Genomic DNA, 20,565 nt, shown 5'->3' with positions numbered 1-20,565 from the left:
GACAGGTGGGGGAACTGCTGTTCTGCCCTGCCCGCTCAGCAGCGGAAGACCTGGAGCGCCGCCGGGGAGTGGGCCGCCGAGGATCTCGACGGACGGTCGTGGGGAGCGCCGGGCGGGGCCGGCTGGTGCGCGGCCGCGGGATCCAGTTCGAGCAGTGCGCGCTCGGGCTCCTGGGGTGCCGGTGCCGCCGGGGCGCCGGCGCGGTGGCGGTCGCGGCTGCGCAGGGGGTCGGCGAGGCCGCCGGGGCGGTCGCAGTCGCGGAACGTGGTGATCTCGTCGCGCTTCGCTTTGCCGGAGAGTTTGATTCCGGGCGGGGTTTTGGCCTCGGCCTGACGCACCGTATGCGCGTGTGCGAAGGAAGACGCCGGTGCGAAGAACGGGAGGGCCAGCAGGAGGGCGGCGAGGAGCGGAAGGACGGCGCGGGCCGTCGTACCTCGGAACATGCGCCCCCCTTCGGTCACTTCACACGTTTAGTCCGGACCAACGGTTGGTCAAACGCTGGTCAAGAGACACGGTAACCCTGCAAAGTAGTTTGCAGGGTTAACTCGACGTTTCGAGATGAAGTGCGCCTCAAAAGAGTGTGGTTCTTGGCGCGAACCGGCTCTTGACCCGCAGGTCAAGAGCGTTTATCAGGGCTCGACGAGCCGCTTCGCGTCGCGGGCCAGCGCGGTGAGCCGCGAGATCGCGCGGAAGTACTTCTTGCGGTAGCCGCCGTTCAGCATCTCCTCGCTGAACAGCCGGTCGAAGGACAGACCGGAGGCCAGCACCGGGACCTCGCGGTCGTAGAGCCGGTCGGCCAGGACCACCAGCCGCAGGGCCGTGGACTGGTCGGGCACCGGCCCCACGTCCGTCAGGCAGACCGCCTTCAGACCGTCCGTCAGCGCGCCGTAGCGGCTCGGGTGCACCTTGGCCAGGTGCTCCAGCAGATGCGGGAAGTCGTCCAGCGAGGCGCCCGCGGTGGCGTAGGCCGCCTTCGTCACCTGCTCGTCGGTGCAGGGCGCGGGCGCCTCGGGCAGACCGCGGTGACGGTAGTCCTCGCCGTCGATGCGCAGCGCGCGGAAGTGCGCCGACAGCCCCTGGATCTCCCGCAGGAAGTCCGCGGCCGCGAACCGGCCCTCGCCGAGCTTGCCCGGCAGCGTGTTGGAGGTGGCGGCGAGCGCGACGCCGGCCTCGACCAGCTTGCCGAGCAGCGTGGAGACGAGCACGGTGTCGCCCGGGTCGTCCAGTTCGAACTCGTCGATGCACAGCAGACGGTGTCCGGACAGCGTCCGCACCGTCTGCTGGAAGCCGAGGGCGCCGACCAGGTTGGTCAGCTCGACGAACGTGCCGAAGGCCTTGAGGGCGGGCTCGGCCGGCGTGGCGTGCCACAGGGACGCCAGCAGATGGGTCTTGCCGACGCCGTAGCCGCCGTCCAGGTAGACGCCCCGCGGCCCGGCGGGCACCTTGGGCGCCCTTGCCCTGCCGAAGCCGAGGAAGCCCCGCTTGGCGCCGCCCGCCGCGTGCGCTCCGCCGAGCCCGGCCGCGAACCCCTCCAGCACCCCGACCGCCTCGGTCTGGCTCGGCTGGTTCGGGTCCGGGAGGTACGTGCTGAACCGCACCGAGTCGAAGCGGGGCGGCGGGACCATCTCGGCGACCAGCCGGTCCGCGGGGACGTGCGGCTGACGGGTGCAGAGGGACACCGGAGCCACGTCGGCTATCGGGCGGGCACCGGGAGCGGGGGAGGAGGACGACACGGTCCCCCATGGTACGTGGCATGCCAGACTGCCTGACATGCGACGGCTCTTCCCTGTGACCGACCGGACAGCGGCGAGCGGCCCCGGCGGCGGGCCGCCCCCGGCCCCCGGCGATGCCGGGGACGCGGCGCGGGACCGGGAGTGGAGCCTCGCCGAGCTCGCGCGGGCGTACGCGTACCCGGAGCCCGCACCGGACGGGCCGCGGCCCTGGCTGCGGGCCAACATGGTCTCCACGCTCGACGGCGCCGCCCAGCACGACGGGCGCTCCCAGCCCATCTCCACCGCCACCGACATGCGGATCTTCGGCACCCTGCGCGGGCTCGCGGACGTGGTGGTCGTCGGCGCCCAGACGGTCCGCATGGAGGGGTACCGCCCCGCACGCGCGCGTGCCGAGTTCGCCGGGCCCCGCGAGGCGGCCGGGCAGGGACCCGCCCCGGCCGTCGCGGTGGTCAGCGCCGGCCTCGACCTCGACTTCTCCCTCCCGCTGTTCACCTCGCCCCTGGTCCCCACGCTGGTCCTGACCGGCGCAGCGGCCGCCCCCGACAGGGTCGCGGCGGCGCGGCGGGCGGGCGCGCGGGTGGTGGTGGCCGGGGACGGCACGGGCGTCGACCCGGCCCGGGCCGTGCGGGCACTGGCCGGGCTGGGGCACACCCGGCTGCTGACCGAGGGCGGCCCCCGGCTGCTGGGCCAGTTCGTCGCCGCCGGGGTGCTGGACGAGCTCTGTCTGACGATCTCCCCGATGCTCACCGCGGGCGACGCGCAGCGGATCACGGGCGGCCCGTCGGTGGCGGTCCCGCACCGGTTCGCGCTGGCGTCCCTCCTGGAGGAGGAGGGTTTCCTGTTCGCCAGGTACCGGCGGCCCTGAGCCGGGATTCCGGACGAGCGTCATCGCCCGCCCCGGGACGGCGGGGTCGGCCGTTGCGTCCGGCGTCCGGCGGGCACACTGGATCTCGCGGCGAGTCCTCGTGCGATCACGGGGCAGGATGGTTTCCGCAGGGCCACGGACGGCCCACGGCGAGAGAGGGCCACGGGGGTCCTCCAAAAGAATGGGGCGCCGGTGTTCACAAGTGTTCTGATGATCGAGAAAGCCCTGACGTCCGCCGACGTGGAGTTCGTCAGCACCCTGCACGGGGACGAGCCGGTCTCCTTCCACGTGCTGCTCCAGCCCCGCGGCGACCAGGCGGACCGCTTGCTGCGGGCCATCGACGACGTCGCCCTCGGCGAGCTGGACGAGGCGGCGCGCGAGGGCGAGACGCCCGAGGGCGACGAGGCGAAGGGGTTCGGCGCGAGAGCCCTGGAGGTGTCCCTCCAGGCGCTGCACGCGGCGGGCAGCGAGGCGGTGGGCCGCCTCGTCGAGGACCATCCGCTGGACGCGCTCAAGTCCCTGGTCGCGGAGGCGGGGGCGGACGAGGTCATCGTCCTGACCGACCCGCACTACGTCGAGGAGTTCTTCCACCGCGACTGGGCCTCCCGCGCCCGGCACAAGGTGGGCGTGCCGGTGCTGAAGCTGTTCTCGCACAGCAAGGCGTGAACCCGGCGCGGCCGCCCGCCGGCCGCCCGCTCCCGTCCGCCGGAGCGGCCCCGCGCCCCTGGCTGGGTACGGGGCGCCCCGCGCAATAGGGTGGGGGCGCACCGAACCCGTCGCAGCGCACCCTGGGAGAACACGCATGGCACCCGGCCTTCCTACCGCCATGGACCGACCGCACTTCATCGGCATCGGTGGGGCGGGGATGTCGGGGATCGCGAAGATCCTCGCCCAGCGCGGGGCGAAGGTGGCCGGCAGCGACGCCAAGGAGTCCGGCACCGCGGCGGCGCTGCGGGCGCTCGGCGTGACCGTGCACATCGGCCACGCCGCCGCTCACCTGGCCGACGACGCCAGCTGCGTCGTGGTCTCCTCGGCGATCCGCGCGGACAACCCGGAGCTGGCCCGCGCCGCCGAGCTGGGCATCCCGGTCGTCCACCGCTCGGACGCGCTGGCTCGCCTGATGGACGGACTGCGGCCGATCGCCGTGGCCGGCACCCACGGCAAGACGACCACCACCTCCATGCTCGCGGTGTCGCTGTCCGCGCTGGGCCTCGACCCCTCGTACGCGATCGGCGGCGACCTCGACGCGCCCGGTTCCAACGCGCTGCACGGCGAGGGCGAGATCTTCGTCGCCGAGGCGGACGAATCGGACCGCAGCTTCCACAAGTACGCGCCCGAGGTCGCCATCGTCCTCAACGTGGAGCTGGACCACCACGCGAACTACGCCTCGATGGACGAGATCTACGAGTCCTTCGAGACCTTCGCCGCGAAGATCGTGCCCGGCGGCACCCTGGTGATCTCCGCCGACCACGAGGGGGCGCGCGAGCTGACCCGGCGCGTCGAGGGCGTGCGGGTGGTGACGTACGGGGAGTCGCCGGACGCCGACGTCCGCGTGCTGTCGGTCGTCGCGCAGGGCCTGAAGAGCGAGGTGAGCGTCCTGCTCGACGGGGAGCGGCTCACGTTCGCCGTGTCGGTGCCCGGCCGTCACTACGCGCACAACGCCGTCGCCGCGCTGGCCGCGGGCGTCGCGCTGGGCGTCCCGGCCGCCGAACTGGCCCCGGCCCTGGCCGCGTACACCGGCGTCAAGCGCCGCCTCCAGCTCAAGGGCGAGGCGGCGGGCGTCCAGGTCGTCGACTCCTACGCCCACCACCCGACGGAGATGACGGCCGACCTGGAGGCGATGCGCGCGGCGGTGGGCGACGCCCGCATCCTCGTCCTCTTCCAGCCGCACCTGTTCTCCAGGACCCAGGAGCTCGGCACGGAGATGGGACAGGCGCTGGCCCTCGCGGACGCCTCCGTCGTCCTCGACATCTACCCGGCCCGCGAGGACCCGCTGCCGGGCGTCACCAGCGAGCTGATCATCGACGCGGCCCGGGCCGCGGGCGCGGACGTGACGGCGGTGCACGACAAGGACGCGGCGCCGGAGGTCGTGGCGGGAATGGCGAAGGCCGGTGATCTCGTTCTCACCATGGGCGCGGGTGACGTGACGGACCTGGGCCCGCGCATTCTGGACCGTCTTTCCCAGTGAGGGGCTGAGGCTCATGTCGTACGACGTCGAGAAGCCGGACGAGCAGTGGCGGGCGGAGCTGACCCCGGCCGAGTACGCCGTCCTGCGGCAGGCGGGCACCGAGCCCGCGTTCACCGGTGAGTACACCGACACCAAGACCGAGGGCGTCTACTCCTGCCGGGCCTGCGGCGCCGAACTGTTCACCTCCGCGACCAAGTTCGAGTCCCACTGCGGCTGGCCGTCGTTCTTCGACCCGAAGGACACCGACGCGGTGGAGCTGATCGAGGACCGCTCGCACGGGATGCTGCGCACCGAGGTGCGGTGCGCCCGGTGCGGTTCGCACCTCGGGCACGTCTTCGCGGGCGAGGGGTACGCGACCCCGACCGACCAGCGGTACTGCATCAACAGCATCTCGCTGCGGCTGGCGGAGAACGGCGGCGTCTGACGCCGGGAGCCGCGGGCCGGGGCGGGCGGCACGGCCCGCGGCTCACAGCTGCTTGCGCTGCACCAGGGCGGACAGCACCAGCATCCCCGGCAGCAGGGGCAGCCAGACCGTCAGCAGCCGGTAGCCGATGACCGTGGCCGTCGCCAGAGGCAGCGGGGTGCCGTAGCCGGCCAGGGTGAGGACCAGGGCCGCGTCGACCGGACCGATCCCGCCCGGTGCCGGGACGGCTCCGGCCGCGGTGCTCGCCGCCAGGAACGCGAAGAGCAGCTGCGCCCAGGTCAGCGGCAGGCCGAGCGCCGTCCCCACCGACGCCACCACGCTCGCCTGGATCAGCGGCGCGGCGACCGCCCCGCCCCACAGGGGCAGGAAGCGGGCGGGGCGGGTGTGCAGGTGCCGGGCGTCCGTGAGGGCCGTCCGCACGAAGTCCAGCACGGGCCGGCGCAGCGGCCGGACGAGGACGAACAGCGCCGCCCCCGCCGCGGGCGCCAGCAGCAGGCCCCCGGCGGCCAGGAGCAGGGTCCGACCTTCGGGCAGCAGCCTGGCGGGCGGCACCGCGCCGGGCGCGGCGAGCAGGAAGATCAGCACGACGGGTGTCTTCGCCACGGCTCTGACCAGCGAGTACAGGGCGATCGAAGCGGTGGCGCGGGGGAGGGGGACGCCCTGCCGCTGGAGGAAGCGGACCGTGACCGCGTGGGCGCCTATGCTCGCCGGCAGGATGTGGTTCGCGGCGCCCGCGGCGATCTGCGAGGCCACCAGCGTGCCCGGCGGCAGTCGGTCGGGGATCGCCCCCTGCCGGACACAGGCCGCGGCGACCGAACCCAGGTAGCTGAAGAGGAGCCCCGCCAGCAGCCACCAGGGGTCGGCGGCGGCCAGCAGGGCGGTGCCGTCGCGCACGGCGTGCCAGTCGACCGCCGCCCACACCGCGAGCAGCAGGACCGGGAAGAGACAGAGGGCCCGGCGGGTGGCGCCGGCGGCCCGGGGGCGGCGGCCGTCCTCGACGGGCTGCGGGGACGGAGGCGGCGACGCGGGGTCGTCGAGGGGCAGCAGGGACACGGCGCACGTCGTCCTTCCGCGTCGTGACCGCCGCGCGCGGCGGCGCGACGGATCGGGCCGGGGAGGGGACGGGGAGGTCGTTCCCCTCCGGTGTGACGGTGCGGTGTCCGTGAGCCGACGGAGTGCGGGCCGGACGGCGACCGCGGTGCGTGGGCGGGCTGTGGTGCGGCACGGCGCGGTGGGGCGGGTGCCCCGGGGCGCCGGGCGATGGGGCGGGGCAGGTGCGGTGAGGCTGTGTCATTTCTGCCCGTACGCCCCCTGGTTCATCCCGGGCGCCCGGGGAGGTTCACCGGCCCGCAGTACCACCGGCCGTCCGGGCCCCCTCCGCCCGGCCGCCCTGCGGGCGCCGCCTACCGGTCACGGCCCCGGGGCGGGCGGAGCGAGGGGGAGCGTCAGCCTGAACACGGTCGCCCCCGCGTCCTCGTCGAGTTCCAGCGCGCCCCCGTGCGCCCGGGCCAGGGACCGGGCCACCGACAGACCGAGGCCGCTGCCGCCGCGGTCACGGCTGCGGGCCTTGTCGACACGGTAGAAGCGGTCGAAGACGCGCTCGCGGTCGCCGGGCGGGATGCCGGGCCCCTCGTCGGCGACGCTCACCCGCGCCGTGCCGGACGCCACGCGGACCGCGACACGGACGGGCGTGCCGGCCGGCGTGTGCACGGCCGCGTTGGTGAGCAGGTTGTCCAGCACCTGGCGGATGCGGTGCGGGTCCATCCGCAGCGGTACGGCCGCCGGACCCGGAGCCACCGTCAGCGCGTGGTGGGGATGACTCGCACCGAACGCGTCGGCGGCCTGCCCGACCAGTTCCACCAGGTCGGCGTCCTCCATCCGCAGCGGCGTCTCCACCTCGGCCGCGTCCAGCCGGGCGAGCAGCAGCAGGTCGTCGAGGAGGAACCCCATCCGGGCGGCCTCGGCGCGCAGCCGCGCGAGGTGCTTGTCCCGCTCCTGCGGGGCGTTGGCGGCCGCGTACTGGAAGAGGTCGGCGTAGCCGCGTACCGACATCAGCGGGGTGCGCAGCTCGTGCGAGGCGTCCGCGACGAAGCGCCGCAGGCGCTGTTCCGCCTCGGCCCGCACGGCGAGGGAGTCGTCGATGTGCTGGAGCATCGTGTTGAACGCCGTGCGCAGCTCCTCGACCTCGGGGCCGCCGCCCGGCGCGTCCGCGCGCAGCGGGAGGCGGGACGCCGACTCGGTGAGGTCGTGCGAGGCGATGCCGTGCGCGGTGTGCGCCATGTCGCTCAGCGGCTTCAGGCCGCGCCGCAGCAGGGCCCGGCCGACCACCACCAGCGCGAGCAGCGCCAGCCCGAAGGTGACGACCTGGATCGTGATCAGGTGCCGGACGGTGTCCTCGAGGTCGTCCATGGGCGCGCCGCTGACCAGCACCACTCCGGGCTCGACCGCGCAGGCGCGCAGCCGGTACACGCCCTTGCCCGCGAGATGCGCCGTGCTCAGCACCTCCGTGCCGGCGGCCGTCTGCGCCGCGGCCAGGGCGGTGAGGTCGTCGGCGTCCGCGGGCACGTCACCGGGGTCCTCCGGCGTGCGCAGCACGGGCCTGCCGTCCCGTACGTCGTACACGGCGTAGTACCAGCCCCAGTACTTCTTCCCGGTCAGCGAGCCGGAGTCCACGATGCTCTTGGACTGCGCGCCCTGGGCGATCCCGAGCTGGTCGTCGAGCTGGGCCGACAGGTAGTCCCGCATGTACGTCGTCAGGGCCGTGCCGACCACCGCGAACACCACCAGCGACAGCGCGCCGAGGCCGAGCGCCAGCCGGGTGCCGAGCCGCAGTCTGCGGTACGACGGCCAGAGCCCGCCGATCACCCGGCCGCCTGCCGGATCACGTACCCGAAACCGCGCACCGTCTGGATCAGCGGGTCGTCGCCCCCCGGGTCGAGCTTGCGGCGCAGCCGGCTGACGACCAGCTCCACGACGTTGGAACGGCCGCCGAAGCCGTACTCCCACACATGGTCGAGGATCTGCGCCTTGGTGAGCACCGTGGGCGACTTGCGCAGGAGGTAGCGCAGCACCTCGTACTCGGTGGGGGTGAGCGTCAGCAGCCGTCCGCCGCGCCGCACCTCCCGGGTGTCCTCGTCCATGGTGAGGTCCGCGACCCGCAGCACCGAGCGCTGCGCCCCGGGGCCGGCGCTGCGCCGCAGCACGGTCCGCAGCCGGGCCATCAGCTCCTCCACGGCGAACGGCTTGACCAGGTAGTCGTCCCCGCCCCGGGTGAGTCCGGCGACCCGGTCGGCGACCCCGTCGCGTGCCGTCAGGAAGACCACCGGCACCATGGTGCCGCCGCGCCGGAGCCGGTCGAGCACGCCGAAGCCGTCGATGTCGGGCAGCATCAGGTCGAGCACCACGATGTCGGGACGGAACTCGGCGGCACGGCTGAGCGCCTCGGCACCGGAATTGGCGGTGACCGCGTCCCAGCCCTCGTAGCGGGCGACCGTGGCCACGAGATCGGCGATCGGCGGGTCGTCGTCCACGACGAGGAGTCGTACTTTTTCCACCCGCTCATAGTGCGCCACCCGGCCCGCGGCGCCAGACCCGCGTCCCGTACACGTGCGGATCGATAAGATCTTGAAAGTTCTACGACAGGAAAACGACAGCGAAGCACGGAGAAGCTCTGTGTTCTGAGGACCCGATCAAGGAGTTTCCGTCCGTGACGACCGTCCAATCGCCTCCCGTACCCCCCACGGCGATACGTCCCGAAGCAGTGGCCCGCACCGGCCTGTACGCCGTGCTGGCCGCGAACGCGGCCGTCGTGACCCTCTTCGCCGTCCAGGCGGGTTTCGCCTCCAACGCGCTGGTCGTGATCGGCCGCTTCGCCGGCCTGTACGGCGCCCTGCTGATGGCGTTCCAGCTGCTGCTCGTGGCCCGGCTGCCCTGGCTGGACCGCCGTATCGGCATGGACCGGCTGACCAACTGGCACCGCTGGACCGGTTTCGGCCTGCTCTGGACGCTGGTCGGCCACGTGGTGTTCATCACCTTCGGCTACGCCGCGTCCTCCTCGATGAACCCGGTGAGCCAGCTCGTCGACCTCGCCGAGACCGTCGAGGGCGTCCTGCGCGCCACCGTCGCGATGGCGCTGATCCTCGTCGTCGGCGGCGTCTCCGCGCGCTGGGCCCGCCGCCGTCTCGCCTACGAGACCTGGCACTTCGTCCACCTGTACACGTACGTCGCCGTCGTGCTGGCCTTCACGCACCAGGTCGCGACCGGGACGACGTTCACGGCCTCGTCCGCCGCCACGGCCTACTGGTACACGGTGTGGAGCGTCGCCCTCGGCGCCGTCCTCCTCGGCCGGCTGGCGCTGCCCCTGTGGCGCAACTGGCGCCATCGGTTCCGGGTCGAGGCGGTCGTCCCCGAGGCCGACAACGTGGTCTCCGTCTACATCACCGGCCGTGACCTGGACCGGCTGCCCGCGCGCGCCGGCCAGTTCTTCCTGTGGCGCTTCCTGACCAGGGACCGCTGGTGGCAGGCGAACCCCTTCTCCCTGTCGGCGGCGCCCGACGGCACCCGCCTGCGCCTGACCGCGAAGGCCGCGGGCGACGGGTCGGCGGCCCTGCGCCACCTCGTACCCGGGACGCGCGTCTTCGCCGAGGGCCCCTACGGCGCCTTCACCGCCCTGCGCCGCACCCGGCCGGAGGCCCTGCTCATCGCCGGCGGGGTCGGCGTCACCCCGATCAGGGCGCTCCTCGAGGAGATCCACGGGCACGCGGTGGTCGTCTACCGGGTGGCGGGCGAGCGCGACGCCGTGCTCTACGACGAACTGCGCGAGCTGGCCGTCGCCAAGGGCGCCGAACTGCACCTGATCACCGGGCCGCCGGTGCCGGACCGGCTGGCGCCGCGCGAACTGGCCGCACTGGTACCGGACATCGCGCAGCGGGACGTCTTCCTGTGCGGGCCGCCGCCGATGATGAACGCGGTCCTCGGCACCCTGCGCGCGCTGGACGTGCCCAAGCCGCAGATCCACTTCGAACGCTTCAGCCTGGCGGGATGAGGAAGACATCGTGAAGCGAGCCATACCTGTCCTGGTCCTGTCCGTGGCGGGGCTGATCCCGGTCTGGCGCTACGCGCCGCCGACCGCCACGACCTCCACGACCGACGCCGCCCCGGCGCCCTCGGTGTCCTCCGTCGCGCCCTCCCCGGGCGCCACCGGCCAGGGCTCCGCGGGCTCGGTCGTCGTCACCGGTACGACCGTCGCCACCGAGAAGGGCGACGTGCAGGTCCAGGTGACCTACGTGGGCGACCGGATCACGGCCGTGAAGATGCTGAAGCAGCCGGACCATCCGCAGACCACCGCGGCGGTGCCGAAGCTGGTCGCCGAGACGCTCACCGCGCAGAGCGCCGACATCGACACCGTCACCGGCGCGACCCTGACGAGCGACGGCTACCGGGAGTCCCTCCAGGCGGCGATCGACGCGAAGGGCGCCTGACGTGCGCCGCGTCGAACACGTCATGGGGTTCCCGGTCTCGCTGCGGATCGACGACACCGTCGTGCCCGAGGGGACCGGGGACGCCGTGTTCGCCTGGCTGCGCGAGGTCGACGAACGGTTCAGCCCGTTCGAGGACGGCAGTGAGGTCTCCCGTCACGGGCGGGGCGAACTGACGGCCGACGAGCTGAGCGCCGACCTCGTGGAGGTCCTCGGCATCTGCGAGCGGTACCGCGTCGCCACCGGCGGCGCCTTCGACGTCCGGCTGCCCGGCCGGTCCCTCGACCCCTGCGCGGTGGTCAAGGGCTGGTCCGTGCAGCGGGCGGCCGACCTGCTCGACCGGGCGGGGATCCGCCGGTTCTGTCTCAACGCCGGGGGCGACGTGGTCGTCTCCGGCGGGCCCTGGCGGATCGGCGTGCGGCACCCCGAGGCCGCGGACCGGCTGTGCGCCGTCCTCGACCTCACCGAGGGGGCGGTCGCGACCTCCGCCCGCTACGAACGCGGCGACCACATCCTCGACGGCCGCACGGGCCGCCCGGTCACCGGCCTCGACAGTCTCACCGTCGTCGCCCCCACCCTCACCGAGGCCGACACGGTCGCCACGGCCGCGTTCGCCCTGGGCGCGGAGGGGGTCGAATGGGCGGCCGCACAACACGGCTGCGAGGTCTTCGCCGTCCTCCCCGGCGGCCGGGTCCTGCGCACCGACGGCTTCCCGACGACGGGTCCGGCAGCGGCGTGAGCCATGTCCGGTCCCGGCAGCGGCGTGAGCCCCGGCCGGGACCGGACGACCGCGGGACCGGCCCCCGGCCACGGCGGCCGCGGGTGCCCGCCGCCGGCCGGAGACGTGAAATTCCGGGCGTACGGACGCACAGGTCGTGCACAGCGGTGGGCGCCTTCGCGGCTCGTCTCGCCCGCGAAAACGTCCGAAACGCAAGCGGTTTAGACTCTCCCCGCAACGGCCCGAACTCGTCTGGTCGAGAGTGGGCGGAAACAGCCAGCCCGAAGGGTATTCGGCGTTTTGATACGGATAGATTCAGTCACCAAGCGATACCCGGACGGCACGGTGGCCGTCGACCGGCTCTCCCTCGACATTCCGGACCGTTCGATCACCGTCCTCGTCGGCCCCTCGGGCTGCGGCAAGACGACCACCCTGCGGATGATCAACCGGATGGTCGAGCCCAGCGAGGGGTCGATCCTCATCGACGGCGTCGACAGCCGTCAGCAGCCGGTCAACACTCTGCGCCGGTCCATGGGTTACGTCATCCAGAACGCGGGGCTCTTCCAGCACCGCACGATCGTCGACAACATCGCGACCGTGCCCAGGATGCTCGGCTGGAGCCGGGAGAAGGCCCGCGCGAGGGCCCGCGAACTGATGGAACGGGTGGGACTGGACGCCTCGTTCGCCAAGCGGTACCCCTACCAGCTCTCCGGCGGCCAGCAGCAGCGCGTCGGTGTGGCCCGCGCGCTCGCCGCCGATCCGCCCGTGCTGCTCATGGACGAGCCGTTCTCCGCCGTCGACCCGGTGGTCCGCAAGGGGCTCCAGGACGAACTCCTGCGCATCCAGGAGGAACTGGGCAAGACCATCGTCTTCGTCACGCACGACATCGACGAGGCCGTCAAGCTCGGCACGATGGTCGCCGTGCTGCGCACCGGCGGGCGGCTGGCCCAGTTCGCGCCGCCCGCCGAGCTGCTGTCCGACCCCGCCGACGCGTTCGTCGAGGACTTCCTGGGCGCCGACCGGGGCATCCGCCGGCTGTCGTTCTTCTCCTCCGAAGGCCTCGACCTGCTCACCACCCCGATCGTCGCCGTCGACGCCACCGCCGAGCAGATCGCCGCACGCGGCGCGAGCGAGACGCCCTACCTCCTGGTCACCGGCCTGGACGGCCGCCCGCTCGGCTGGAGCGAGCCCGGCGCGCTGACGGCGGGCCAGGTCGACACCGGCCGACTCCTGCCGTACGGAAGGCCGTTCGTCGCCGGACGGGACTCGCTGCGCGCCGCGCTCGACTGCGCCGTCCTGTCGCCCACCGGCTGGGCGGTCGCCGTGGACGCCGAGGGCCGGGCCGCCGGGGTCGTCCCGCAGGCCGCCATCGGCGAGGCCATCCGCGGCGCCCACGCGGCGGGCCGCAAGGAGCAGGAGGCCGCCGGGGCCGACCTGCGGAAGGCCGTCCGGTGAACCGCTTCTTCGACATCCCGAGCGACCTCCAGCACGACTGGTTCGGCCTCATCGTGCTGCATCTGCGCGAGGCGCTGCTGCCGGTGCTGGGCGGACTGCTGCTCGCCCTGCCGCTGGCCCAGTTGTGCGTGCGGCTGCGCTGGCTGTACCCGCCGGTGCTGTGGGTGACGACCGTTCTCTACGCCATCCCCTCCCTGGCCTTCTTCGTCGTCCTCATCGACTACACGGGCCAGACCGAACTGACGGTGATGATCCCGCTCACCGTCTACAGCCTGGTCGTGCTCGTCCCGGCGATCGTCGACGGCGTGCGCTCGGTGCCGCAGGAGACCCTCGCCGCCGCGACCGCCATGGGCTTCGGACCCGTACGCCGTTACGTCCAGGTCCAGTTGCCGATCGCGGTGCCCGCCATCATCGCCGGACTGCGGGTGGCCACCGTGTCCAGCATCAGCCTCGTCAGCGTCGGCATGCTGATCGGCAACCAGGGCGCGCTCGGCAACCTGCTGCACGACGCGCAGATCTACAACCGGCCCGAACTCGCCTGGAACTCCGTGATCACCAGCGCCGTCCTGGCGGTGCTGGCGGACGCCCTGCTGGTCGTCGTACGGATCCTGCTCACGCCCTGGATGCCGAGCGGCGCGCGCGGCGGCAGGTCCAGGCCCGCCGGGGTCCGGCCCGACCCGGCCGTGCCCGCCCTGGAGGACGCAGCCCGGTGAACGTCATCAACTTCGTCAACGCCTTCTTCAGCGACGGCGCGCACTGGCACGGCTACGACGGCATTCCCACCCGGCTGTGGGAGCACGTGCAGTACTCCCTGGAGGCGCTCGGCCTCGCCGCCCTGATCGGACTGCCCATCGGTCTGGTCACCGGGCACTACGGGCGGGGCGGCAACGTCCTCTCCCTGGTGGCCACGGCGGGCCGCGCGCTGCCCACCTTCGGCCTGCTGGTGGTGACGACCATCGTGCTCGGGTTCGGCATGCTGCCGGTGATGATCCCGCTGGTCGTCCTCGCCGTCCCGCCGATCCTGGTCACCACCTACGAGGCGATGCGCTCCGTGGACCCGCCCCCGGTGGACGCCGCGCGCGGCATGGGCATGCGGGAGTCGGACATCCTGCTGCGCGTCGAACTGCCCGTCGCGCTCCCGCTGATCCTCGGCGGGCTGCGCTCCGCGGCCATCCAGATCGTCTCCACGGCCACCATCGCCGCGTACGTCAGCCTCGGCGGCCTCGGCCGCTACATCGTCGACGGTCTCTACCAGCACGACTACGAGAAGGTGGTGGGCGGCGCCACCCTGGTCGCCGGCATGGCGCTCGCCACGCTCGCGGTGTTCTGGGCGGTGACGAGAGCGGCCGTCTCACCGGGCGTGCGCCGCAGCAACTGACCCCGGGGCATCGAACGGGGAGCGACGCGGGGAACCGCGCGACCGGCCATCACCGGTCCGCGGTTCCCCGCCGCCATGAGCGGACACGTGTATGCCGCCATGAGCGGACACGTGTATGTGGGGCGCCTACCCGCCGCTGCGGGCGAGCGCCTGCTCCAGCACCACCAGCAGGGCGTCGCGCACCGAGCCGCGTTCGCGGGCGTCGAAGACCAGCAGCGGCACCCCTTCGGACACGTCCAGGGCCCAGCGGACCTCGTCCAGCGTGTGCGCGATCCGGCCGTCGAAGGCGTTGACCGCGACGGCGAACGGGATCTGCTTGTGCTCGAAGTAGTCGACGGCGGCGTAGCAGTCGTCGAGACGGCGGGTGTCGACGATGACCAGCCCGCCGACCGCGCCCTCCACGATGTCGTCCCACATGAAGCCGAACCGTTCCTGCCCGGGTGTGCCGAACAGGTACAGCTTCAGCGTCGGGTCGATGGTGATGCAGCCGAAGTCCATCGCGACCGTGGTGGTGGTCTTGCGCGGGGTGTGGCTGAGGTCGTCCACGCCCGCCGCGACCTCGGTGATGGCGGCCTCGGTGGTCAGCGGCTCGATCTCGGAGATCGAGCCGACGGCGGTGGTCTTGCCCACGCCGAAGCCGCCGGCGATCACCAGCTTCACCGGCAGCGGCGGCCGTACGGCGGCCTGCCCGGCCGAGGTGCGGACCAGCGGTTCAGTCGGTGTCACGGAGTACCCCCCGGGAGTCGGGGATGGCCCGCAGGCCATCGATAACCCTGCGCAGAACGGATGCGTCGTGGGTGACGCCGGAGTCGGGCACGTGCACCGAGAGCTGCCCCGCCGTCCGGAGGTCCTCGGCGAGGACCCGCACCACGTTCAGGTGCAGCCGCAGCCTGGCCGCGATCTCCGCGATGGACTGCGGTACGCGGCAGGCGGCGACGATGTCGTGCTGTTCGAAGGAGAGCCGGTCGAGCGCGTCGAGACCGCCGGTGGTCGCCACCAGCTGGGTCTCCACGGGCATCGTCCGGCCGGACGACGCCTCGCCCGCGCCGCCCGCGACCCGGCCGGCGGTGACCAGGAAGGGCCGGACGGCGGGTGCGGGGCCGACAGGGGCGACGCCGTCCTCGCCGGCCCCGCGCGGTGTGCGGCCGTCCGCCATCGGTGTTCGCTTTCTCTACGGTGGCACGCGCTCAGCGCGTACGCGTGGCGCCGACGCTGTTCTTCAGTTCCAGGACGAGCTGCGGGCTGAGCGCGGTGCCCGCGCGGTTGGCGAACACCGTCATCTCGTACGCGATGTTGCCCAGCTTGGCCTCCTTGTCGGTGACCACGCCGAGGACGGCGCCGCTGCCGATCGCGGAGACCAGGACGTGGCCGCCCTCCAGGTCGATGATGACCTTGTTCAGGCCGCCCAGGCCGTAGTTGCCCGAGGCGCCCGCGGCCAGGCTGGTGATGCCCGAGACGATCGCGGCCAGCCGCTCGGAGTCGGCGTGCTCGCGCAGTTCCGACACCGCGATCAGCAGTCCGTCGGAGGACACCGCGATGGCGTCCACCACCCCTGCGGTCTCGGTGGCGAAGCGATTGAGCAGCCATGTGAAGTCGGCTGCGGCGGCGCGCAGATCGGTCGTCTTGGCGTCTCCGGCGGGAGTCTCACCTGTCGACGTGCTCACTGCTCGGCTCCTTCCGGAAGGTGGTTCTGGTGGTGCGGGGTGTCCCGTTGGGCGAGCGGGCCGCTGCCCGGCTCGCTCCGGTCGGCCGGACCGGACGGCGCTGTCCGGTCGGTCCGGGCGGAGGGGTCGTCGGGACCCGGGCCGGGCCGGCGGCCGTCGCTGCGGCCGGCCGGGTCATCGGTGGGGCGGGGATGTTCGCCGGTGTCGCGGTGCGCACGGGCCACGGCCGCCTCGAACTCCTCCATCGCGTCGCGGACGGCGTCCGCGTCGGCGGGGCGGGCGGCCTGCCGGGCCGCCTGCTGCGCGGCGGCGTCGGCGGTCGTCCGCAGGGTCGCCCCGCGCACCCGCCTGCGCAGCGGACGGGATCCGTCGGGACCGACGGCGAACGCGTCGTCCCCGGCCGCACGGCCGGAGGGCGACGCCCCGGCGCCGGGTCCGGAGGCGACCGGCTCTGCCGCGCGCCCGGAGGTGACCGGCTCCGCCGCTCGTCCGTAGGCGCCGGTCCGGCCGGAACCGTCCGTGGGACCGGAACCGTCCGTGCGGACGGACGCGGGGCCGGACGTGCGGTTGTCCGGAGCGTGGGTGTCCGGCGCGTGGCGGCCCGCCGCCGGTCCGGTGGTTCCGGTGGTCGGCCGAGGGCCGGGGGCCTGCGCGGACGCCGATTCCGCCGGTACCGAGGGGACGACGTGCCCCGACATACCGTCGAAGCCCGAGTCCCCTGCCGTGCGGACCGGGTCCGTACGACCGGCGGTACCGGCGACGGGGTCCGTGCGACCGGCGGTACCGGCGACGGGGTCCGTGCGGCCGGTCGTGCCGACGGCCGGGTCCGTACGGTCGGTGGTGCCGACGGTGGCGGCCGTGTGGTCGGTGGCGGCGGCGGGAGACGTGTGGTCGGTGGTACCGGCGGCGACGGCCGTGTGGTCGGTCGTGCGGGGCCGGGTTCCGGTCTCGTCGTGGGCGCGGGTGTGCGGCGCCGGTTCGGGGGTCCGGGGCGTCGGGATCCCGGCGGCGGCCGGGCGCACCCGGGACGGGAGCGCCGCCGGTTCCGTGCCGCCCGCAGGGCTTTCCGCACCGGTCGCCGTGGACAGCGGGGCCCCGGCCGCCTCTTCGGCGGGGGACGCGTCACGGCGCGGCACCCGGCGGGGGAGCGCGCTGGCCTCGTCCTCCTTCGCGGCCCAGGACGGCACCGCGGACGGGATCGAGGCCGACGGGGACGGCCCGGCCGCCGGCGCCGACGGGGCGGCGAGCGCGGCCGGCGCCGCGGCGGCCGGGCCGGCCGGTTCCAGCTCGCTCATCGTCAGCAGAAGGGACGAGGGGATGAGGACCTCGGCCGTGACACCGCCGCCCGGGGTGCGGGACAGGGTGACGTCGACGTCCCAGCGGCGCGCGAGCGCGCCGACCACGAACAGACCGAGCACCTTCGTCGGGACGACGTCCAGGCGCTCGCGACGCACGAGGCGGGAGTTCTCCTCGGCCAGACGCTCGGCGCTCATGCCGAGGCCGTGGTCGGCGACGGTGATCGACGCGCCGTCGTGGTCGGAGCCGACCACCACCTCCACGGGGCTGCCCTCGGGCGAGAACGACACGGCGTTCTCCAGGAGTTCGGCGATCATCAGCGTCAGGTCGCCGATGATGTCGGGTTCCACCATGGCCTCGGTCGCGGCGCGCAGCCGTACCCGCTGGAAGCCCTCGATCTGGCCCAGCGCGGCGCGTACGACGTTGGTGAGCTCGGTCGGTCCGGCGTCCAGGACGGTCTCCCGGATGCCGGCCAGCAGCATCAGGCTGTCCGCGTTGCGGCGCAGACGGACGGCGATGTGGTCGATGGAGTAGAGGCGTTCCAGCAGCGCCGGGTCGGTCTCGCCGCGCTCCACCGCGTCGATCAGCGCGAGCTGACGTGTGGTCAGGTTGCTGACGCGGCGGCCGACGTTGCCGAACATCTCGGCGACGTTGCGCCGGCTGAGCACCTGGCGCTCCAGCAGCGCGGCCGCGGTGGTCTGCACGTTGTTGAAGGCCTCGGCGAGTTCACCGATCTCGTCGTCCGCGGTGACCGGCAGCTCCCGCAGCCGTGGGGAGCCGGACTCCTCCGCGTCGTCGTCGGCGACCCGGGCGAGCTCACGGCCCGCGACGTCGGCGACCTCCTGTGCGGCTCCCGTCAGCGCCAGCACCGGGCGCACCACGGAGCGGCGCACCAGGATCGAGAAGGCGATCCACGCGGCGAAGCAGAGCAGCGCCAGGCTCAGCAGCAGGCCCGCGCGCCACTGGGCGCTGGAAGCGGTGTCGTCGGCCCGGTCGGCGATCTGGTCGATGAGCGACGCGGTGACCTTCAGCCGGGTCGCCGCCTGCGCGCTGTAGTCCGGGTAGGAGGCGATGGCCCCCCGGAACGCCGCACGGATCTCGGCCTTGGACTCGGCCTGCAACGCGCTCGGGTCCACGGCGAGTTCGGCGTAGTGCTGGCTGATCGAGGCCTGCGAGGCGTTGTGCTCGATGCCCGAGAACTCCTCGGCCTGCGCGTCACCGGCGAACCGTGCGAACCGCTCGGCCTGGTAGGTGAACAGCTCGTAGGAGCCGACCGCGCCGGTGAATTCGATGAGCGCGTTGCTGTCTCCGGTCCGCGCGGAGAACACGCCGGTCTCGAAGGCGCCGTGGGCCGCGTCGGCACGCAGCAGCGAGTCGAGGAGGTTGCCGGTGAACGTGGTGGCGAGGTCGGCGTTGCGGTCGAGGCCCAGGCCGTCGATGAGACCGTCGGCCGCGCCCGAGTACGCCGGGTCGATGTTGTCGGCGGGCAGATAGCCCTGCTCGATGGTGGCCCGCAGACCGGCCAGGCCCTGGACCTCCTTGAGCGCCTGCACCTCGGTGTCCGGCAGCCGGTCGCCGAAGGCGTCGACCACCTTCTGCACCTGCGCGTCCACGGCGGCCTGTGCCTGCCGGTAAGCGTCGGTCGAGGGGGTGCCGCCGTCGAAGGACGCCTCGTGGCGCACGGAGAGCAGGATCGCCTGCTGGTGTTCGTCCTGGAGCCCGGCGACGAGCTGGGCCACCTGGGCGCTGTCACGCACCAGTTGGGCGGCGCCCTCCGCACGGTTCGACTCCTGCACGAGGTCGACGATGAGGTACGTCAGCAGCAGGGCGATGACCGTCAGCGGGATACCGACGAGTACGTTCAGTTTGCGCTGGAAGGGCCATCGGTCGGCGAACCCCCGCAGTCCCCGGCGCGGGGAAGCCGGTGCCGGGGACGAGGATGCCGACCGGGCTGACGCGTCCACCTCTTTCGTGGACACCGGGCCTCCTTCAAGAAGGTGTTGCAGGCGTGCAAGGGGCGTCGCACGCATGCCGATCTCTGCGCATACGTGTCCGTTTGTGCATGATACGAAAGCGGCCCCCGTACACCGCCGTGACGGCCGTCGACTGCTGTGACGGACGCCAACTCCGGCGAGACTATCCCCTCTTCGAACGGTCGAGCGCGTCGCCCTACGTCAAGAATCCATTACGAAGAGGTGTCCAGGGGCCGGACCGGGGCCTCTTCCGGGGTACACAGGTGATCTCCTGATCCACGCACAAGTGATCTCCGGTCCGCATCCAACTGATCACGGATCGAAGCCAATCGGTGACCCGGCTCCTCTTGACTGATCAAGAAGCGGGTGGATTGGATCAGGCCAGAGTGTGTGAGTTCTCATCGACCCCCCAGCCCGGAACGGGAACCGTGACTTCCAACGCCCACAGCAGCAGGTCCCTCAGGAACCACCCAGGTGCGGCGGCTGTAGCCCTCGCCGCCGTGTCGGTCCTGCTGGCGGGATGTTCCTCCTCGTCCGACGACACCTCCGACCCGCTCGCCGGCGACAAGGCGGCCGGTGACACCGTGGTCGTCGGCTCCAACAACTTCGCCGAGAGCATCCTGCTCGCCGACATCTACGGCGAGGCCCTGAAGGCCAAGGGCATCAAGGTGTCCTACAAGCCCAACATCGGCAGCCGCGAGACCACGTACGGCCTGCTCAAGAACGGTTCCATCACCGTCCTGCCGGAGTACAACGGCTCGTTGCTGGCCTACCTCGACGCGAAGGCCGAGCAGACCTCGCTCGCGACCGTGAACGCCCAGGCGAAGGCCAAGCTCGACTCCAAGCTCACGCTGCTGGAGTCGTCGCCGGCCGAGGACAAGGACTCCGTCACGGTCAACGCGGCGACCGCGCAGAAGTACAACCTCACCGCGACGTCGACGCTCGCCGACCTCAAGGACATCGCGCCGAAGCTGGTCCTCGGCGGATCCCCCGAGTTCCAGACCCGCCAGCAGGGCCTCCTCGGCCTGGACGCGGTGTACGGGCTGAAGTTCAAGTCCTTCAAGGCCCTCGACGCCGGCGGTCCGCTGACCCAGGCCGCGCTGAAGAAGGACACCGTGCAGGCCGCGGACATCTTCACCACGGACCCGACCATCACCAAGGAGAAGTTCGTCGTCCTCCAGGACCCGAAGAACCTCTTCGGATTCGCGAACGTGACCCCGCTGGTCTACAAGAGCGGCCTGTCGCAGGAGGGCGTCGACGCGCTCAACGCCGTCTCCGCCAAGCTCGACACGAAGGCCCTGCTCGACCTCGACTCGCAGGTGCAGCTGGAGAGCAAGGACCCGCTCGACGTCGCCAAGGCCTGGCTGAAGTCGGCCGGTCTGGGCTGACGCTCC

Annotated in this window: 20 protein-coding genes; 11 read left to right on the top strand and 9 right to left on the bottom strand. The window is 72.9% G+C overall.

All coding sequences use genetic code 11. The features are described from left to right. Positions 1-35: 35 nt before the first annotated feature. Complete coding sequence (locus Saso_RS31700) at positions 36-443, bottom strand: hypothetical protein (RefSeq protein ID WP_189922988.1); 408 nt, start codon at positions 441-443, stop codon at positions 36-38. Between the two features lie 186 nt (positions 444-629). Further along, a complete protein-coding gene (gene zapE / locus Saso_RS31695; protein ID WP_189922989.1) occupies positions 630-1,733 on the bottom strand; it encodes a cell division protein ZapE in 1,104 nt (367 codons plus the stop codon). A 37-nt stretch (positions 1,734-1,770) separates the two neighbouring features. Here zapE and Saso_RS31690 point away from each other — a divergent pair, with 37 nt between their 5' ends. The 4 genes from Saso_RS31690 to msrB all read left to right on the top strand — a co-directional run bounded on the left by Saso_RS31690 (position 1,771) and on the right by msrB (position 5,210). Further along, the gene (locus Saso_RS31690; protein ID WP_189922990.1) at positions 1,771-2,598 is read left to right on the top strand and encodes a pyrimidine reductase family protein; all 828 of its coding nucleotides are present in this window, start codon (positions 1,771-1,773) and stop codon (positions 2,596-2,598) included. Positions 2,599-2,790: 192 nt separating this feature from the next. Then, complete coding sequence (locus Saso_RS31685) at positions 2,791-3,264, top strand: indole-3-glycerol phosphate synthase (RefSeq protein ID WP_189922991.1); 474 nt, start codon at positions 2,791-2,793, stop codon at positions 3,262-3,264. Between the two features lie 136 nt (positions 3,265-3,400). Continuing rightward, positions 3,401-4,786, top strand: a complete 1,386-nt coding sequence (murC, locus tag Saso_RS31680; protein WP_189922993.1) for a UDP-N-acetylmuramate--L-alanine ligase — start codon at positions 3,401-3,403, stop codon at positions 4,784-4,786. A gap of 13 nt (positions 4,787-4,799) precedes the next feature. Continuing rightward, complete coding sequence (gene msrB, locus Saso_RS31675; protein ID WP_189922995.1) at positions 4,800-5,210, top strand: peptide-methionine (R)-S-oxide reductase MsrB; 411 nt, start codon at positions 4,800-4,802, stop codon at positions 5,208-5,210. Between the two features lie 42 nt (positions 5,211-5,252). Here msrB and Saso_RS31670 read toward each other — a convergent pair whose 3' ends face one another. The 3 genes from Saso_RS31670 to Saso_RS31660 all read right to left on the bottom strand — a co-directional run bounded on the left by Saso_RS31670 (position 5,253) and on the right by Saso_RS31660 (position 8,764). Continuing rightward, positions 5,253-6,263: a lysylphosphatidylglycerol synthase transmembrane domain-containing protein gene (locus Saso_RS31670; protein ID WP_189922997.1), complete on the bottom strand. Its 1,011-nt coding sequence runs from the start codon at positions 6,261-6,263 to the stop codon at positions 5,253-5,255. 357 nt (positions 6,264-6,620) lie between these two features. Beyond that, the gene (locus Saso_RS31665; protein WP_189922999.1) at positions 6,621-8,075 is read right to left on the bottom strand and encodes a sensor histidine kinase; all 1,455 of its coding nucleotides are present in this window, start codon (positions 8,073-8,075) and stop codon (positions 6,621-6,623) included. After that, positions 8,072-8,764, bottom strand: a complete 693-nt coding sequence (locus Saso_RS31660) for a response regulator transcription factor (protein ID WP_229901324.1) — start codon at positions 8,762-8,764, stop codon at positions 8,072-8,074. Before Saso_RS31660 ends, Saso_RS31665 begins: the two co-directional genes overlap by 4 nt. Positions 8,765-8,916: 152 nt before the next feature. On the opposite strand from Saso_RS31660, the gene Saso_RS31655 reads away from it, so the two are divergent. From Saso_RS31655 to Saso_RS31630, 6 genes are all read left to right on the top strand, one after another. Further along, positions 8,917-10,254: a ferredoxin reductase family protein gene (locus tag Saso_RS31655; protein ID WP_189923003.1), complete on the top strand. Its 1,338-nt coding sequence runs from the start codon at positions 8,917-8,919 to the stop codon at positions 10,252-10,254. 10 nt (positions 10,255-10,264) lie between these two features. Then, the gene (locus tag Saso_RS31650; RefSeq protein ID WP_189923005.1) at positions 10,265-10,690 is read left to right on the top strand and encodes an FMN-binding protein; all 426 of its coding nucleotides are present in this window, start codon (positions 10,265-10,267) and stop codon (positions 10,688-10,690) included. 1 nt (position 10,691) lies between these two features. Next, the gene (locus Saso_RS31645) at positions 10,692-11,426 is read left to right on the top strand and encodes an FAD:protein FMN transferase (protein WP_189923007.1); all 735 of its coding nucleotides are present in this window, start codon (positions 10,692-10,694) and stop codon (positions 11,424-11,426) included. Positions 11,427-11,705: 279 nt separating this feature from the next. Next, entirely contained in the window at positions 11,706-12,860 is a 1,155-nt protein-coding gene (locus Saso_RS31640) for an ABC transporter ATP-binding protein (protein ID WP_189923009.1), read from the top strand. Further along, positions 12,857-13,573 carry an ABC transporter permease gene (locus Saso_RS31635; protein ID WP_189923011.1) on the top strand — a complete coding sequence of 239 codons (717 nt, stop codon included), beginning with the start codon at positions 12,857-12,859 and terminating at the stop codon, positions 13,571-13,573. Before Saso_RS31640 ends, Saso_RS31635 begins: the two co-directional genes overlap by 4 nt. Then, on the top strand, positions 13,570-14,238 hold the full coding sequence (locus Saso_RS31630) for an ABC transporter permease (RefSeq protein ID WP_189923013.1): 669 nt from the start codon (positions 13,570-13,572) through the stop codon (positions 14,236-14,238). The genes Saso_RS31635 and Saso_RS31630 overlap by 4 nt, the downstream gene beginning before the upstream one ends. Before the next feature lie 126 nt (positions 14,239-14,364). On the opposite strand, the gene Saso_RS31625 is transcribed toward Saso_RS31630, so the two are convergent. From Saso_RS31625 to Saso_RS31610, 4 genes are read right to left on the bottom strand one after another with little or no spacing between them, the layout of a single operon-like run. Then, positions 14,365-14,964, bottom strand: coding sequence for a GTP-binding protein (locus tag Saso_RS31625; RefSeq protein WP_189923015.1), 600 nt, complete (start codon positions 14,962-14,964; stop codon positions 14,365-14,367). Continuing rightward, a complete protein-coding gene (locus Saso_RS31620; protein WP_142266664.1) occupies positions 14,951-15,394 on the bottom strand; it encodes a DUF742 domain-containing protein in 444 nt (147 codons plus the stop codon). Before Saso_RS31620 ends, Saso_RS31625 begins: the two co-directional genes overlap by 14 nt. Positions 15,395-15,425: 31 nt before the next feature. After that, positions 15,426-15,902 (bottom strand): roadblock/LC7 domain-containing protein, encoded by a 477-nt coding sequence (locus tag Saso_RS31615; protein WP_189923017.1) that lies wholly within the window; start codon positions 15,900-15,902, stop codon positions 15,426-15,428. Then, positions 15,899-19,177, bottom strand: coding sequence for an ATP-binding protein (locus tag Saso_RS31610; protein WP_189923019.1), 3,279 nt, complete (start codon positions 19,175-19,177; stop codon positions 15,899-15,901). Before Saso_RS31610 ends, Saso_RS31615 begins: the two co-directional genes overlap by 4 nt. A gap of 422 nt (positions 19,178-19,599) precedes the next feature. Between Saso_RS31610 and Saso_RS31605 the strand changes: the two genes are divergently transcribed. Beyond that, positions 19,600-20,559 (top strand): ABC transporter substrate-binding protein, encoded by a 960-nt coding sequence (locus tag Saso_RS31605; protein WP_189923021.1) that lies wholly within the window; start codon positions 19,600-19,602, stop codon positions 20,557-20,559. The last annotated feature ends 6 nt before the right edge of the window (positions 20,560-20,565 follow it).

Origin of the sequence: Streptomyces asoensis, assembly GCF_016860545.1 — a bacterium.
GTDB lineage: Bacteria > Actinomycetota > Actinomycetes > Streptomycetales > Streptomycetaceae > Streptomyces > Streptomyces asoensis.
Note: the sequence above shows the minus strand (reverse complement) of the source record. Positions and strands in the feature narration are given on the sequence as shown.

What these genes read in the sequence shown, in the direction of transcription:
- Saso_RS31690 (WP_189922990.1), top strand. Translation starts at nt 1,771, where the DNA reads ATGCGACGGCTCTTCCCTGTGACCGACCGGACAGCGGCGAGCGGCCCC.
- Saso_RS31620 (WP_142266664.1), bottom strand. Translation starts at nt 15,394, where the DNA reads ATGGCGGACGGCCGCACACCGCGCGGGGCCGGCGAGGACGGCGTCGCC.
- msrB (WP_189922995.1), top strand. Translation starts at nt 4,800, where the DNA reads ATGTCGTACGACGTCGAGAAGCCGGACGAGCAGTGGCGGGCGGAGCTG.
- murC (WP_189922993.1), top strand. Translation starts at nt 3,401, where the DNA reads ATGGCACCCGGCCTTCCTACCGCCATGGACCGACCGCACTTCATCGGC.
- Saso_RS31700 (WP_189922988.1), bottom strand. Translation starts at nt 443, where the DNA reads ATGTTCCGAGGTACGACGGCCCGCGCCGTCCTTCCGCTCCTCGCCGCC.